The sequence below is a fragment of the Candidatus Moraniibacteriota bacterium genome (assembly GCA_016699875.1).
In the GTDB taxonomy this organism is placed as follows: domain Bacteria; phylum Patescibacteriota; class Minisyncoccia; order Moranbacterales; family UBA1568.
This window is the reverse complement of the sequence record CP064989.1, coordinates 867,564-882,449: the sequence shown is the minus strand read 5'-3', so window position 1 is coordinate 882,449 and position 14,886 is coordinate 867,564. Positions and strand designations below refer to the sequence as shown.

General features: G+C 49.1%; 16 protein-coding genes. 2 read left to right on the top strand and 14 right to left on the bottom strand.

Annotation, left to right across the window (positions count from 1 at the left end; genetic code table 11):
• Window positions 1-46: 46 nt before the first annotated feature.
• Window positions 47-2,014 (top strand): glycosyltransferase family 39 protein, encoded by a 1,968-nt coding sequence (locus tag IPK84_04250; GenBank protein ID QQS15551.1) that lies wholly within the window; start codon window positions 47-49, stop codon window positions 2,012-2,014.
• A 6-nt stretch (window positions 2,015-2,020) separates the two neighbouring features.
• Here the strand turns inward: IPK84_04250 and IPK84_04245 are convergent, their stop codons facing one another.
• From IPK84_04245 to IPK84_04235, 3 genes are read right to left on the bottom strand one after another with little or no spacing between them, the layout of a single operon-like run.
• Window positions 2,021-3,007: a hypothetical protein gene (locus IPK84_04245; GenBank protein ID QQS15550.1), complete on the bottom strand. Its 987-nt coding sequence runs from the start codon at window positions 3,005-3,007 to the stop codon at window positions 2,021-2,023.
• A gap of 43 nt (window positions 3,008-3,050) precedes the next feature.
• Window positions 3,051-3,956 carry an AAA family ATPase gene (locus IPK84_04240; GenBank protein ID QQS15549.1) on the bottom strand — a complete coding sequence of 302 codons (906 nt, stop codon included), beginning with the start codon at window positions 3,954-3,956 and terminating at the stop codon, window positions 3,051-3,053.
• Between the two features lie 43 nt (window positions 3,957-3,999).
• Window positions 4,000-5,124 (bottom strand): glycosyltransferase, encoded by a 1,125-nt coding sequence (locus IPK84_04235; GenBank protein QQS15548.1) that lies wholly within the window; start codon window positions 5,122-5,124, stop codon window positions 4,000-4,002.
• 337 nt (window positions 5,125-5,461) lie between these two features.
• Between IPK84_04235 and IPK84_04230 the strand changes: the two genes are divergently transcribed.
• Complete coding sequence (locus tag IPK84_04230) at window positions 5,462-5,710, top strand: hypothetical protein (protein ID QQS15547.1); 249 nt, start codon at window positions 5,462-5,464, stop codon at window positions 5,708-5,710.
• Window positions 5,711-5,832: 122 nt separating this feature from the next.
• Here IPK84_04230 and IPK84_04225 read toward each other — a convergent pair whose 3' ends face one another.
• The 11 genes from IPK84_04225 to IPK84_04175 all read right to left on the bottom strand — a co-directional run bounded on the left by IPK84_04225 (window position 5,833) and on the right by IPK84_04175 (window position 14,882).
• The gene (locus tag IPK84_04225; GenBank protein QQS15546.1) at window positions 5,833-6,999 is read right to left on the bottom strand and encodes a glycosyltransferase family 4 protein; all 1,167 of its coding nucleotides are present in this window, start codon (window positions 6,997-6,999) and stop codon (window positions 5,833-5,835) included.
• A gap of 30 nt (window positions 7,000-7,029) precedes the next feature.
• Complete coding sequence (locus IPK84_04220; GenBank protein ID QQS15545.1) at window positions 7,030-8,037, bottom strand: rod shape-determining protein; 1,008 nt, start codon at window positions 8,035-8,037, stop codon at window positions 7,030-7,032.
• 135 nt (window positions 8,038-8,172) lie between these two features.
• On the bottom strand, window positions 8,173-9,444 hold the full coding sequence (murA, locus tag IPK84_04215) for a UDP-N-acetylglucosamine 1-carboxyvinyltransferase (GenBank protein QQS15544.1): 1,272 nt from the start codon (window positions 9,442-9,444) through the stop codon (window positions 8,173-8,175).
• Window positions 9,445-9,501: 57 nt separating this feature from the next.
• Window positions 9,502-9,882, bottom strand: a complete 381-nt coding sequence (locus IPK84_04210) for a response regulator (protein ID QQS15543.1) — start codon at window positions 9,880-9,882, stop codon at window positions 9,502-9,504.
• Window positions 9,883-9,907: 25 nt separating this feature from the next.
• Window positions 9,908-11,536, bottom strand: coding sequence for a PAS domain-containing sensor histidine kinase (locus IPK84_04205; protein QQS15542.1), 1,629 nt, complete (start codon window positions 11,534-11,536; stop codon window positions 9,908-9,910).
• Window positions 11,529-12,215: an FAD-dependent oxidoreductase gene (locus IPK84_04200; GenBank protein ID QQS15541.1), complete on the bottom strand. Its 687-nt coding sequence runs from the start codon at window positions 12,213-12,215 to the stop codon at window positions 11,529-11,531. Before IPK84_04200 ends, IPK84_04205 begins: the two co-directional genes overlap by 8 nt.
• Window positions 12,190-12,771 carry a HAMP domain-containing protein gene (locus IPK84_04195; protein QQS15540.1) on the bottom strand — a complete coding sequence of 194 codons (582 nt, stop codon included), beginning with the start codon at window positions 12,769-12,771 and terminating at the stop codon, window positions 12,190-12,192. The genes IPK84_04200 and IPK84_04195 overlap by 26 nt, the downstream gene beginning before the upstream one ends.
• Window positions 12,772-12,788: 17 nt before the next feature.
• A complete protein-coding gene (locus IPK84_04190) occupies window positions 12,789-13,247 on the bottom strand; it encodes a type II secretion system protein (GenBank protein QQS15539.1) in 459 nt (152 codons plus the stop codon).
• Between the two features lie 160 nt (window positions 13,248-13,407).
• On the bottom strand, window positions 13,408-13,872 hold the full coding sequence (locus IPK84_04185; protein ID QQS15538.1) for a type II secretion system protein: 465 nt from the start codon (window positions 13,870-13,872) through the stop codon (window positions 13,408-13,410).
• A 46-nt stretch (window positions 13,873-13,918) separates the two neighbouring features.
• Window positions 13,919-14,320 (bottom strand): hypothetical protein, encoded by a 402-nt coding sequence (locus IPK84_04180; GenBank protein QQS15537.1) that lies wholly within the window; start codon window positions 14,318-14,320, stop codon window positions 13,919-13,921.
• A 46-nt stretch (window positions 14,321-14,366) separates the two neighbouring features.
• Window positions 14,367-14,882, bottom strand: coding sequence for a type II secretion system protein (locus tag IPK84_04175; protein QQS15536.1), 516 nt, complete (start codon window positions 14,880-14,882; stop codon window positions 14,367-14,369).
• Window positions 14,883-14,886 lie beyond the last annotated feature (4 nt).

Here is a 14,886-nt window from a genome sequence, read left to right as displayed (position 1 = left end):
TCAGTGTAGTGTTTGGGTTTTTAATACATCTTTACCCGTTACTCATATGGAATTCTTGAAAAAATACGCCGCATGGTTTGTTGCTGGGATACTGGTCACGCTTGCAGCTGTATCACTCCGTCTCGCCTGGGATGACTCCACCACAATGGATGAGAAGGCGCATATCCCCGCTTCCTACAGCTACGTGCGCTATCTTGATATGCGCATCAACCCCGAGCATCCTCCTCTCATCAAAGACCTCTCCGGACTCGCCATGCTTCTCATCTCTCCATTGCCGGCATTTCCCGTCCCAAGCACACTCTGGACGCGAGGCGATGAGAGTGTAGACCCAAGCAATCATCCGGAAGGACCGGCGCAATCATGGGGATTCGCACAGTGGACATTTGGCGACCAATTCCTTTTCAGCATGGGCAATGATCCAAACCGGGTGACATTCTTTGCAAGACTTCCTATTATTCTCATCGCACTCTTCCTTGGATTCGCTATCTTTCGATGGACACGCGAACTTGCCGGCACCGTCGCCGGACTCTTCGCGCTCTTGCTCTACGCCGCCGATCCCAATGTCCTCGGACACGATCATCTCGTCACAACCGATATCGGCATCGCGGCATTCGTTTTCTTTTCCGTTTATTTTTTCGTTAGATTCCTTAAAGACCCATCTGCGAAAAACACAATTCTCTCGGGAGTTTTCCTCGGACTCGCCAACCTTGCCAAGTTCTCAGCCGTCACGCTGTTCCCGCTCTTCGGACTCATTGTTCTTCTTTATGCGCTCTCAAAACCCGCTCCGGACACTCTTGAAGGAGCAGATCGTCGCATGTGGAAGTGGAAATTCTTTTTCTCTCTCATCTTCAAATTCGCAGGATCAGTCGCAATATGCTTCATCGCCATCTGGGCACTCTATGTGCCAAATACCTGGAATATGTCTGCAGAAACCGTACAGGAAATTGCACGGGCGCAATTCCCCAATGACCGCGCTATTGGACGATTCGCCGAATCCACTATCGTTGGAATGAGCGAAATCCCCCTTATGAAGCCGCTCGCGCAGTATTTCCTCGGCGTCTTCATGGTGTTTGCGCGCGTCTCCGGTGGCAATACCTATTACTTTCTTGGCACGGTTTCCAATCAAGCGACTTCGCTCTATTTTCCCATTGTCTTTCTCATGAAATCTACGTTGCCATTCCTTGCCATACTCGGTTTCGGACTCCTCTACGGACTCCGACGCATCACAAAGGTTGCGCATGCGAACAGAAAAGACGGGCGAACATGGAGCGGCATATTCGCACACTCATTCCAATCGCATATTGCGCAGTACACCATGCTCGGATTTGTTGCGCTCTACAGTTATCTCAGTATTACCGGAAATCTCAATATCGGCTTCAGACATCTCTTCCCAATCCTTCCTTTCCTCTACGTCCTCGGAACCAAAGCCGTGTTCGACTATTGGAAGCGCCACCACGGCAATCACACTACCTGGAGCATCATGCGAGGATTCATCTTTCTCTTCACTTGCTGGATACTCCTCATACCGGTATTCTCCTATCCGGGCTATCTGTCCTATTTCAATACGGCCATGGGCGGACACACCGAGGGGTATAAGTATGTCACCGACTCCAACTACGATTGGGGGCAGGATGCGAAGCGGTTGCAAACCTGGGTCGACACCTACAATCTTTGCGTCAACAACAGCCAAACCGACTCAGCCCAATGCCGCGCTCTCACCGATGGGAAGAGCTTTCCAACGTCGTTGCCGATACAGACAATCCGCGTCGACTACTTCGGCGGATCAAGTCCGGAATATTTCCTCGGCAATAAATACAAATCCTGGCACAGCGACAGCGTACCGGAACCCGGCTGGTATGCCGTTTCCGCAGGATTCTACCAAGAGAGCATTTACAAACCGCAACCAGCAGGATCCATAAACTACTTGTGGATTCCACAGCACTCGCTGGTCGGCCGTGCTGGCGACTCCATATTCATCTTCTACGTGGACCGCGTTCCCGGGCAAGAGCGATAGAAATCATTACTTTCCCTTCTCTTGTGAAGCATCGCTTGATTCATTCTCTGACTCATCATCTGAAGTCGTTTCGTGTTCTTTTTGTTCATCGCCCTTCATAGCATAGAAAATCCGGTTCTCCGTTCGAAGATCGATGTAATCGAGATTTTTTAGATCGCCTTCGGAGAGCGTTTTTGCAAAAAGAAGCCGGAGCGCGAGCATTGACTTTTCCACCGGCACAGTCGCACTCATACGCAATTTCCATCCGTCTACGCTCCGAAACCACAACTCGTCCGAGAGACGAGACGGTGTTTCGGCAATATTCGATACCTCCACGCCAAGCTCGTCAAGAAGTCGCTGTCGTATAACAGGAAACACTTTCAGGAAATCTTCTGAAAACAACGGGTCTTGCTGCGAAACCGGTTTGGCAGACATGTCTATAACAGAGAGCACTTTCGGCTCGCTCGCAGCACTCGGATTCGGCACTCCTTCAAAGGCGACACCTCGTTCATCAACCAAGAAGCACGGACCGCCCGAACAAAACATCAGCGTGGGAACTCGCTCCTCGCTTTTTAAGATAATCATTTCTGGAAAAGCAAAAGAAACCGTTACACTTCGAAGCACCGGAAAGACTTCAAGAATCTTTCGTTCCAATATATGCCGTCGCAGAAAAGCAACCGGTATCGTATCTTTCGGAAATATGCCGAATACTTTCCCGGAGAGTTCGTCGCGGATTACCGCATTCACTTCATCCATCGAGACATATTTCAGCGGATCGATATCTTCCTGGTCGATCCGGAGCAATGAAGAGAAAAACAACGCGAAAATAACAAGTCCAAAAAATGCTCCCCAGAGAAGCACGTATCCCACCGCCCACAACGACCACCGTCGCACATTCTCTTGAGAGATAGTTCTCTGCTGCTTCCGAAGAGCGGCGCGAAATAATCGGCTTCGCTTCGGACGCAAAAGCGTTGATGAGTCTCCTCGCGATTTCTTTGTTCGGAAAAACTTCATACGAAAATTCGCCGTACGTATGGAAAGAATAAAACAACTTTGGTCACTTTGCGAGTCCGCTCTTTGTCATATTCCTCGAGAAGAGCGTCGAGGAACTTTCCCGAAAGAAAAAGAGCTGCTCCACGGTCAGTCGCACACTTCCGGGAAATCGTCTCACATCACGAAGCGTTGCCGCGATAGCATGGAGGAGTTTGAGTATCTCTCGCCGACGACTTGCCGTGGAAACATCGGCCGACAACTCTTGAGTCAAGAAGCTCATCCACCAGGAGAACAATCGCTCCGCCGCTGAGATATCATTCACGCACGCATCCGCAAGCATGGCGCGATCGCTGATTGAAAGCAGATGAAACGACTGAAGCCTATCCAATCTACGAAAAGACTCCGCAAATTCATCGGGATGCTCCCTCACAGAAATACAGAGTCCCGGACGACCGAGTCGACGAATCGCTTCGGGAACATCCGGAAACCCCGTGTCGATCACATCCCTCGAAACCAAAGAAAACGATACCCGCTCGCACCTGGAGAGAATCGTCGAGAGAACGCCCCCTTCATTATGCGTCACCAGAATAATCGTCACTCCGGGAAGCGGCTCTTCGAGCGTCTTAAGAAATGCATTCTGCGCCCCCTCAGACATTTTGTGCGCATCATCCACGATAAGTATCGTTCTTGTTCCGTTGCGTCCGGAGAGTCCAAGCGCGCGCGTCGCCTCACGGATCATCTTAACGCTTATGGGCATTTCTTTTACTTTTCCTTTTTCTTCAACCCGCTCCGACCGGATAACCGAACAATCGGACAGCGAATCGTCCCCCGAAAGCCGCCTTGCAAAATCAAGAGCAACCGACAGCTTCCCGACACTCTCCGGCCCGACAAAAAGATATGTCTGCGCGGCACATCGTTTTTCGACCGCTCGTCGGAGTCGATCCCGAATTGCTTCATGCCCGAGAATCATAGGTGAATGGAATCACATGAAGGATACGGCAAGCATTTTCGAATCAGCCCTGTTTCTTTTCGTGTACGCATTTCAGGATACTCCTCTTCATTGCCTCTCGAAACAGCTCCTCTGAAAACCTCTCGGTGTCATTCCGTATTTTTTCCCGATCGAAAGAATCTTCCTGCTCAATATAGCGCTGCACCGCCGCAACGATACTCTCCGCATTGGGCACTGAGAAGAACACTCCGGAAATATCTTCTCTCACAATTTCCCCGGCACCACCGGAAGCAAGCGTGATGGCCGGAAGCCCCGCCATCTGCGCCTCGGCAAGCGCCAATCCAAAGTCTTCCTCCCCCGCAAATACAAATGCCCGCGCCTTCCCAAGCACCGTACCCAATTCACCATCCGATATATCGCCAAGAAAATACACATTCGGAGGAGCTATACGCTGCAAGCATTCCAACTCCCTTCCTGTTCCAACTACCGTAAGCGGAAGCTTGAGCTGTATAAATGCCTTCACAATAGCCTCAGTATGCTTGTATTTTGAAAGTCGCGAAACCGTCACAAATGGTCTGTCTCTGATATCGCGTGCGCCCTGCTCTGTTGCTGGCAATCGGCGGACCGACGGATAGATCACTTCCGACGGACGGCGATAGTATTTCTCGATGCGAGCCTGCGTATAGCTGGAATTGGCGACGAGCACATCCGGCCGCGCCGCCGCTTCGAAATCCCAGAGCCGCAAATATGAGAGCAACGCGCGTTTGCAAAAATGAAACCCGCCGCTCTCGCGAAGGTACCGCTCATTCTCATCCCATACAAAGCGCATCGGCGAGTGAAGATACGCCACATGTTTCGTGCGAAGCCGCGTCACAATCCCCTTACTCCACGCACCCGATGACGAAATGACCAGATCGAAATCCCGAAGGTCGATCGCCTCCGTCGCCGCTCCATAAAACGGCAAGAGCCACCGATGCCGACGCTGTAAAAACTTCGGCCACTTCCCCAGAAACGATGTGCGCACCTCCCGATCCGCAAACATTCCTCGCATCCCTTCCGGGTCATAGAGGAGCGTATAAATCGGCGCCTCCGGAAACATATTCGAAAGCACCCGAAGTACCCGCTCCGCCCCACCGCGATACAAGAGAAAATCGTGCACCAAAGCCACCTTCCCAAGTTCTTCCGTCATATTCTGTGGTACTTGACTTTTTTCCATATACATGCTAGAATTTTGTGTCTGGAATCACAGACGATACCTTACCAATTAGGAGAGACCCCATGAAAAAACGATGGACGCTACGTTACATTTGTCACACATTAGTGGTAGTTGTCTTGATAGTGGTGCTTATTGCAGTGGCATCCAAAGAAATACTCGCTGTCCGAATAACAATTAAAGAGGTTATCCTTGGCATCATATTTACCATAGGCATAGGAGGAGCAGTCACAGTTCTTTTACTGGGTATCGTGCAGGACATCAAGTTCTGGAAAATGATAGACCACAATCAAGAAAAACTAGGAGAGTTCCCGTGGAAAAAAAATTGAATGACCTTGAAGATCGAAAGTACCCTGTTTACGTAACACAGGGCGGTGGCTACGCCAGGGAAGTCAATGGGAAATTTATTTTCATCACAGATCCAAACTGCCCAGGTATAGCTGTTGGCGATGAAGTTCCAGAGGAATGGGATATTCAACCCGTTAACCAACTTGCTCGAGATCAATTTGCTTCAGAGGAATACACGGACGATGAACTCTGGGCGATGCGAGTGATTGATTAATCCCACGAAACCAGTCACTAACCAAAAACCCCGAGATCACATCAACGGGTTTTTCATTTCCCTTTTTTACCCTTGAGTCCCCAAAAAGCTATGAAACCCTCCAACAGTTCAGTTATAGAGCCTCATAGTTTCAACAGCTCCGCAATCTCTCTTGCGCACGCTTCCCAGCTGAACCGAGCGGCATTTTGAAAGCCTCGTTCGATTATACCACTGCGAAAGCCTTGATCCAAGGCGATTTTTTCTATTCCCTGAGCAATCTCCTCGACATTCAGAGGATCAACGAGAATAGCTGAATCCGAACCGGACACTTCCGGCAGCGACGAGACATTCGATGTTACGACCGGCACACCGGCCGATTGCGCTTCAAGAACCGGGAGACCGAACCCTTCATACAATGTCGGAAAGAGAAACCCATTCGCATTCCGCAAAAGCCGCCATTTCTCCTCTTCGCTGACATAACCAGCCTCAACCACGTCCTCCCGACAAGGTAGCGTCTTCAACTGATCGCTGATAACCTCATATCCAAATCCCGGCTTTCCCGCCAAAACAAGCTGGTGATTTGTCCCGTGCTTTTTCTTGAAGCGATCAAATGCCGCGATGATTCTCCTCACGTTTTTCCTTGCCTCAATCCGTCCAATGAAGAGAAAGTACGGATTGGAAATCGGAAACCTTGAAACAGAGGGTCTTGAATCCGATTGCTCGTTGTCAGTTGGAAATTGTAGGTAAGACACTCCCTCATACACCACTCGCATCTTCTCCTCCGGCATGCTATACCGACTCATCAAATCTCGCTTCGTATTTTCAGAAACGGCAATAATCGAGGATGCCCACCGGCAAGAATTTCTGATCGACCACCGCATATAGATCCGCTCCCACAGCGAGTAGGTCTCGGGACAGAATTCGTACTCGAGTCCGTGAACCACGACGACTGTTCGTTTCGGATGTATCCATGGCACCGTATGCGCCGGTACGAAAAGCACATCCACCGAATGAAACAGCATCTCGATCGCCAATCTCCCTTGCGTCCAGAACCTTGGCGCCCACAGTTCTCGCACCGCCCATTTTTCTGGCAATTCAAAATCAATCCCATCTGTTATTGATTGTTTACTGCTTGTCGTTTGTTGCCTGTTGTTGGTTGCCCTCACATACAAAACAACCCGCTCTCCTGCAAGTTCATGGCGCAAATGTTTGATCAGTTGGTATGAATACTCTTCTATCCCTGTTCGCTTCGCAAGAAACGCCCGCGACGCATCAATGCCGATAATCATAAAAACGGAAGATAAAAACATTCAGTACTTCGATATTTGAATGTTCTCAATCTACTTACCAATCATGATGCTTCGCTTGTAGATGTCGAGATTTTCAAGCACGATGCCGGTTCCCTTGGCAACACAAAACGCCGCATCATCAGCAACGAAACAGGGCACGCCGATCGTGCGCGCTATCAGCTGATCCAGATTTTTGAGTTGGGCCGTGCCGCCCGAGAGTATCATGCCCTTGTCCATGATATCCGCGGCGAGTTCGGGTGGCGTTTCCTGGAGCACATGTTTGATGACGTTTATAATTTCACGAAGCTCGTCCTGTATCGCCTCGGTGATTTCATTCGATGACACCGTGAGCGTCTTCGGGAGTCCACCCATGAGATCGCGCCCGCGCAGATCAAAGTATTCTTCTTTGACTAAGGCAATCGCCGATCCGATCGTCTTCTTTACCTCCTCCGCAGTGCGCTCGCCGATCGCCATACTGTACTTGCGCTTGATATAGTCCGATATCGCCTGATCAATACGATTTCCGCCGACGCGCGCCGAGTGCGCCGCAACAATTCCTCCAAGCGAGATAATCGCGATTTCAGACGTGCCGCCGCCGATATTGATAATCATATTCCCCTGCGCCGTGTGAATCGGGATGCCCGCTCCGATCGCCGCGAGTATCGGTTCCTTGACGACATAGGCGGACTTAGCGCCCGCTTTGATCGCCGCATCCACTACGGCACGGCGCTCTGTCGAGGTCACGCCCGCCGGAATAGAGAGCACGACTTCCGGACGGAAAAAGCGCAGTCGCCCGGACACAAGCCCGATAAAATATCGAAGCATCGCCTCGGTGATACGATAGTCGGCAATGGCGCCATCCCGAAGCGGTTGCGACGCAACGATAGTGTCAGGTGTCCGACCAAGCATCTCCTTGGCTTCATTGCCGACGGCAAGCACCTTGTTCTCACCGATAGATACGGCAACTACCGAGGGCTCGTTCACTACGATCCCCCGCCCGGGAACAAAGACCAGCGTATTCGCCGTCCCCAAATCAATACCGATCTTTTTGACAAACATGTGTAAAAATTCCAAAAATCAAATTCCAAGTTCCAAATAAACACCAAAACATCGAAGAGAGAACCAGGAACTCCTGTTTGGAATTTGAAATTTATTTGGAACTTGAAATTTTGAATTCGGTGCTCTTCCCGCCCATCATTCCTTATTCACCCGTTCTATCTTCGCTCCGATTTTCTGCAACCGCTCTTCAATTCGCTCGTAGCCGCGATCGACCTGGTAAATATCTTCGATTGTCGTCGTGCCTTCGGCAGCAAGCGCCGCAATAATAAGCGCCGCTCCGGCTCGAAGATCGAAACTCTTGATTGTCGTACCGCGCAAATGAGCCGGACCATGAATCACCGCCTGATGCGGATTCAAAATGACGGACATTACCCGCATCTTCTCAAGCTCCGCAAGATAGTTAAATCGACTTTCATAAATATGATCATGAATCAGCGTCTCGCCATCGGCAAGCGACGAAAGAACACCGAAAAGTGACTGCGTATCCGTTGGAATACCGGGATATATTTCCGTCTTTACTTTGCCCGGACTCCGAAGAGCATTCGTTGGAATAATGCGGACAGTATCGTCGGAATACTCGAATCCCACACCGAATTCCCGCAACTTCTCAAGTACAATATCGAGATGGTCTCGTCGCGCGTGACAAACAGTAATATCGCTTTTCGTTGCCGCACCCAGCACCAGAAATGTCGCCGCTTCAATCGGATCGGGAATAATCGTATGTTCCGTTCCACAAAGTGCGCCACCCTCAACAGAAATAGTGTGCGTCCCCAATCCCTCAATATTCGCCCCCATGGAGATAAGAAAACGTCCGAGATCTTCAACGTGGGGCTCTGCGGCGGAAATTTTAAGCGTCGTCGTTCCAGGAAGCGATGCCGCAAGCATAAGCGCGATTTCGGTTGCTGTCACCGAGAAGAATTCTTTCATGACAACACTCGCAGGATGACGATCGGCAGCGGAAACAACATAAAACTTCTCTTTGGAATGAGATTCAACGCCAAGTTTCCGCAGCGCATCAAAGTGCGCATCAACCGGCCTTGAACCTATCGCGCACCCGCCCGGATGTGCCAGTGAAAACGAATCAAAACGCGCTGAAAGCGAACCTAAGAGAAGAATCGAAAACCGAATCTTCTTTACCAGCTCGACATTCATTCGATCTGGATGGATATCGGCGTTTTCGATACGCACCGTTCGATCGCCGATCCAATCAATCTTCGATCCCATACTTTCGAGTATCTCAAGTAACCGAAACACATCCTCGATGCGAGGGACATTACGGATAATGCATGGTTCTTTTGTGAGAAGCGTCGCAGCAATGATAGGCGCTGCGGCGTTTTTTGATCCGCGCACCTCGATTTCGCCCGAGAGCTTCGTCCCTCCTTCAATACGGAAGATTTCAGTATCCATGCGCGCAGTATAGCCGAAAAGTTGGCATCCTTCAAGCCGACACACAGGTTGCCCTCCCTATTTCTCAAGTCGGTCACGGATCTTTCGCACAATGTCTTCCAGCTTCCAGTCCGATTTTATGAGATAGTCAAATGCCGCCTGATTCAAGGACTTCAATACGCTTTCACCGTCGCTCACATTGGTCAGCATGATAACTTGCGCATTCTTTCCCCACGAGTCTTCTCTCAACTTTGAGAGCATCGTAAGACCGTCCATTTTCGGCATAATCACATCGAGCAAGATAAGATCCGGACGTTCTCGAAGCGCAACTTCAAAACCGACAATGCCATTCTCCGCTTCAAACGCGGAGAATCCCTCATAAGAAAGTTTCTCCGAAAGCGCATTCCGCAGCGAGGTGTCATCCTCAACAATCAAAATTTTTTTCTTCATCGAATCCATAACCGTATTATCTAAATATTATCCCTCAAAGCTCTTCTTTCCATTCGATTTGCTTACTTCCCTCCTGCGAACGCATACCTGAAACGGGAAGTTCGATCGTAAACGTCGTTCCCTTTTCCTCTTCCGACTCAAATGTCACCGTTCCGCCAGAATGTTCAATGATGGACTTGACGATATAAAGACCCAATCCCGTTCCATCCGTTTCCTTCTCTCGGATATTCGACGCCCGGAACAACTTGGTAAATATGCGAGACTGATCTTCTTTGGGAATTCCATATCCCGTGTCTGAAACAGAAATACTGAATTTTGTCTTTTCTTGACTCATAGCAATCGACATCGAGACATTCCCCTGTTCCGGCGTGTATTTCACCGCATTTGTCAGAAGATTCTGAAAGACAATTCTAGTGAGTTTCGGATCGATCAGCATTTTTGGAAGATCTTCTGCAAATTGTTCCTTTATATGCAGCTGTTTCTCCGAGATCTTCGGTTTGAGCTCATTGAGCACATCACGCGCCAGCTCTACAACATCCGTCGGCTCCGGCTGAATGGCAAATGTGCCCAACTCTATCCTCGAGACATTGAGCAGAGCATTCACCAATTCCACCATACGCCGACTTCCGTGACTTACCTCCTCAAGGTACTCTCGCTGTATATCCGATATCGATCCCGCATCCTCCGACAAGAGCATTTCCGTATACCAGTTGATAGCGGAAAGCGGCGTTCGAAGTTGGTGCGACGCCAGCGACACAAATTCCGTCTTTGCATTATCGATTTCTTTCTCCTTGGTGATATCGCGCTCTATACCGACAAAAAATTCCAAAGTGCCATGCTTGTTCACAATAGGTGAAATGCTTGAAAGTGCCTGGTATGGCGTCCCATCTTTTCGCGTGTTAGTAATTTCTCCGACAAAAGGTTTTTTTTCAATCTTGATAACACGCCAAAGATTCTCATAAAATTCCTGATTCATATTCCCGCCCCACAACTCTTTCGTCCCTACCTTTTTCCCGAGAACTTCCTTCGGACTAAACCCCGTGATCCGTTTCAATCCGGCATTTGCATATAAGGCAACACCATTCGGATCGGTGATAACAACATGATCGGATGTCCCGTCGAGTGCGACCTTGAATTTCTCCAAATCGGAAGCAAGCGATTCCGCACGACTTCGTTCCTCCTGCACGTCTTCGAGCACGTTGAGCATGATGCGCTTAGTCTTTTCCAGTTCCTCGTTCTGTTGCATGATTCCCTCCTCAGAATTCTTCTTCTCCGTAATGAGAAAACGAACGGCAATATACCGCTCCGGAACCCCGGAAGCATCGAGTATCGGAGCGATTGAAGTATCAACCCAATAGTATGATCCGTCCTTCGCCCTGTTCTTAATCTCTCCTCGCCATACTTTTCCGGAAGAAATCGTTCTCCACAGTTCTTCAAACATCACATCCGGTTGATCGCCTGATTTCAAGATCCGGTGATTCTGTCCGATAAGCTCTTCGTAGGAATACTTCGAGACTTTTACAAAAGTGTCGTTTGCATAAATTATAGAGCCGCGAGAATCCGTCACGGAAACAAGCGCTGCCTGACTCACCGCCGTCAGTAACGCTCTGCAATCTTCAATTGGAAGCTTGTTTTCTTGCGCCAGTTGGAAATCATCACTCATACCCGGAAAATTCTTCTGATCTTATATATCTGTCTTCAACGGAAAGCGCCGTGAGAATCTCACGAGCTGTCCTCACCATCCCCCGAGGACCCGATACATACCATAATCCGTCCTTCGAATACTCTTTCGCATGAGACTCAATCAATGTGAGAGACAAGTCGCCGAACACAGGGATGCAACGAACAAATTCATAGCTCATAATTTCATCCAGATACGTGGCACTTTCGCGATTGCGATTACAGTAAAAAAGTGTGATGTCAGCCGAAATTTTCAAGTTTGAGAGATGCCGCATCATGCTAAGAAAGGGCGCGATGCCGATGCCTCCGGCAAGAAAAACGATTGGCATACTCAGATCCTGAGACAACGTAAACACCCCCTTTGGCCCTTCAAGAGAGACTTTTATATTCCGACCAATATCTCTTCCTCGTAAAATTTCCTGCTTAAAATGACTTCCGGAGTTTCGAAACACGATGGAAAGCCGAGATGCGTCTTCTGGCGGAGAAATAAGAGAGAATTCTCGATACTGTTCCCGTTCTGCGAGATGATAGAGTGTTGGCAACGTCACAGTAACATACTGCCCGGCCGTAAATTTGAACGGTTCCGATATGCCAAATGTCACTTCCGTCGTATTCAACGCTCTTGTCGCAATGCCCTCAATCGTTGCCGCGTATATTCCCATAGTGTTGCTCAAGTTCCCGTATCTTCTCTTTCAATTCGATCATCTTAGACTCGCGATCCATCATGATCCGGTTCATCCGTTCAAGTTCCGCTGTCCGACTTGCCACTTTCTTCTCTATGTTTTCCCTATCTCCCTCGAGTTCCTCCGCCATGCGATTAAATGCTTCCGAAAGTTCTCCGAATTCATCACGTGACGATATGGTGGTACGCACTGAAGATTCTCCCTGGGAAACCCTTTGCATTCCCAGTTTCAACTCAAGAATCGGCTTCGTAAACCGAGACGACACTCTCCAGATGACGACGACTGACAGTATCGACCATGTCACAACGCTTACCGCAACGATATCAAGCACTCGTTTCAGCGATTCGTCAAATATCTGTGACTCGCCGACATGCTTGGAGAGCGTCGTATCCGAAAACGAGTTCAATTCCATCCTCTCATATTCCTCGTGCGTACGAGCGAGAGTCTTCACTTCTACAATAAGAAAGAGCCACGTCCCGGCACCCAAGAGAACGAGCGCAAGATAACTTGCGAACAGCTGGCTTCGTATATTCATACGATTTCTCTGAAATTCTACCGAGTCACACTAATCGCAACCCCCTGTTCGGCATTCGGCGCACAGACCGTCACCCGATTGTTCGAACTTCGAACAATATAGTATCCTGTTCCGTCCGCCGAAGAAACCGACGGATCAATCGGTATGCTCGTCACATATTTCTGGTTGTCCGTAATGACAGAAATATCAACGCCGGTCGAACATGTCCCTGTAGAACCTGCTTTGCAAATCTGGTGGGAAGCGGTGTTGTCACAGGTCGAACTCGAAGGAATCGTCGGCAAAGTACCATTATTATCAAGCGCATACTGATAGACAGCATTGAGAATCGTCGTCACATCAGCATGACGCTGGGCATTCCGAGTATCGCCGAGCTGCTTGGTCGGATTTATTGCGAGAATAACAATGCCAGCAAGAATAGCAATCGCCGCAACAACCAGCAAGATCTCTATAAGCGTAAACGCCTTTGTGTTTTTCATAATGTATCATGTATGCGACGTATTTCTTTTCTTGTCATTTCTGCCTTCTCAGAAATCCAGCCGTCACCAGATAAATATTCGCCATCCTCAATGAAACTCTTCACGCACTTCTCTTAGGGAAAGGAAACCCAAACACCCACTTTCGCTGCCATGACATACGTCATCTCGTGACACTGATCGTCACGCTCTGTTCGGCACTTGGAGCTGAAACTGTCACTCGCCCATTCGCAGACTTGCTAATATTGTACCCGGTGCTATTCGTCGTCGAACCGATCGGATCGTATGGCAGAGAAACGAGGTATTTCTCATTCGTCGTAAGCGCGCTCAAATCGATAAGACTTGTACAGGTTCCGCCCGTCTTGCAAACAGGCGTTGCGGTGGTAGTGATAGATGCTGGCAGAGTGCCATTGTTGTCGATGGCATATTGATAAACCGCATTCAGAATCGTATTCACATCGGAACGGCGCTGGGCATTCCGAGTGTCCCCGAGCTGCTTGGTCGGATTTATTGCGAGAATAACGATGCCGGCAAGAATGCCGATTGCCGCTACAACCAAAAGTATTTCAAGCAAGGTAAATCCTCGCTGCCTCTCATTTTGAATACACCCTCTTCGAATGTCACGCATAGCGGCAGAAAAATAACACTTGATGTTGCGAGTATACCATACTTTGTTACAAATCCCTTACCTCTTGCCAAGATATCACAGCGATATTTGGAGTAATCTTACTCAAAATAACTTCTGTTTTCCGAACAATTGTGCCGATTGTGCCCACAGCTGTCACCGTCCTATTTTGCCCGCCCTGATTCGTTACCGAGTACGAACAGGTTCCCCGTCCGATTGCCAAAGAGCCGCTCCCGGCAAACGAAACAGAGCTCTGCACCTCAATAAGAGCCTCTTCCGCACAAGCATCCGCGAGCGCTTTCGCTTGGTACATTTGCTGCAGAGAGAGTCCGGTCCGTGAATTCCCCAGCCCAAGCAAGAGGAGCGATACGGATATCGAGACCCCGACCGCTCCGACAACCAAGATACTGAGAAGCGTGATATACCCGGATTGTTTCTTGCGATTCAACATAGCATCAACGAAAATACTGTTTGAGTCCCAAACCGACCAGCGTTGACTATTGTCGCAGCGTAGCCGAAGTTGCAAATGTTTTCGAAAAAGAATAGGCATTGCGTCCGGAAGTGTTTTTTGCCGCCACAGTAAACTCAATCCGAACCGTTCCCAGCGTACCCGAACGAGAAAGATTAGCTACCGATAAGTTTGACACGACAACGCGACTATTTGTGAGATTGATCGCTCCGGATGAACCCTCTTTCACACGAAGCGCGCCTAACTCAATATTAAACACCGTCGGATTATTTCCCGAATTATCAACAGCAAGCGAGAGCATTGAAGCACTTGAACCGGGAGATGGCGAATTTATGCCACTCGCATTTCGGACCGATTGCCCAAGAATGTGTAACACTGCCGCGCCCTGCCCCTCAACTTCAGCTATTGTCTGATTCTTGATGCGCGATTCGAGCAATATTGACAAGATGATCGATGCAGCAAAAAGCAATAACGAAGCGATCCCAACATAGAGAAGCAGCTCGATCAGTGTAAACCCGGATTGTCTATATTCATTTTGTTTCATAGGA

Excerpts from the sequence above, each read along its gene's own strand:
- IPK84_04250 (QQS15551.1), top strand. The coding sequence starts at position 47 with ATGGAATTCTTGAAAAAATACGCCGCATGGTTTGTTGCTGGGATACTG.
- IPK84_04245 (QQS15550.1), bottom strand. The coding sequence starts at position 3,007 with ATGAAGTTTTTCCGAACAAAGAAATCGCGAGGAGACTCATCAACGCTT.
- IPK84_04240 (QQS15549.1), bottom strand. The coding sequence starts at position 3,956 with ATGATTCTCGGGCATGAAGCAATTCGGGATCGACTCCGACGAGCGGTC.
- IPK84_04235 (QQS15548.1), bottom strand. The coding sequence starts at position 5,124 with ATGACGGAAGAACTTGGGAAGGTGGCTTTGGTGCACGATTTTCTCTTG.
- IPK84_04225 (QQS15546.1), bottom strand. The coding sequence starts at position 6,999 with ATGTTTTTATCTTCCGTTTTTATGATTATCGGCATTGATGCGTCGCGG.
- IPK84_04220 (QQS15545.1), bottom strand. The coding sequence starts at position 8,037 with ATGTTTGTCAAAAAGATCGGTATTGATTTGGGGACGGCGAATACGCTG.
- murA (QQS15544.1), bottom strand. The coding sequence starts at position 9,444 with ATGGATACTGAAATCTTCCGTATTGAAGGAGGGACGAAGCTCTCGGGC.
- IPK84_04210 (QQS15543.1), bottom strand. The coding sequence starts at position 9,882 with ATGGATTCGATGAAGAAAAAAATTTTGATTGTTGAGGATGACACCTCG.
- IPK84_04205 (QQS15542.1), bottom strand. The coding sequence starts at position 11,536 with ATGAGTGATGATTTCCAACTGGCGCAAGAAAACAAGCTTCCAATTGAA.
- IPK84_04200 (QQS15541.1), bottom strand. The coding sequence starts at position 12,215 with ATGGGAATATACGCGGCAACGATTGAGGGCATTGCGACAAGAGCGTTG.
- IPK84_04195 (QQS15540.1), bottom strand. The coding sequence starts at position 12,771 with ATGAATATACGAAGCCAGCTGTTCGCAAGTTATCTTGCGCTCGTTCTC.
- IPK84_04190 (QQS15539.1), bottom strand. The coding sequence starts at position 13,247 with ATGAAAAACACAAAGGCGTTTACGCTTATAGAGATCTTGCTGGTTGTT.
- IPK84_04185 (QQS15538.1), bottom strand. The coding sequence starts at position 13,872 with ATGCGTGACATTCGAAGAGGGTGTATTCAAAATGAGAGGCAGCGAGGA.
- IPK84_04180 (QQS15537.1), bottom strand. The coding sequence starts at position 14,320 with ATGTTGAATCGCAAGAAACAATCCGGGTATATCACGCTTCTCAGTATC.
- IPK84_04175 (QQS15536.1), bottom strand. The coding sequence starts at position 14,882 with ATGAAACAAAATGAATATAGACAATCCGGGTTTACACTGATCGAGCTG.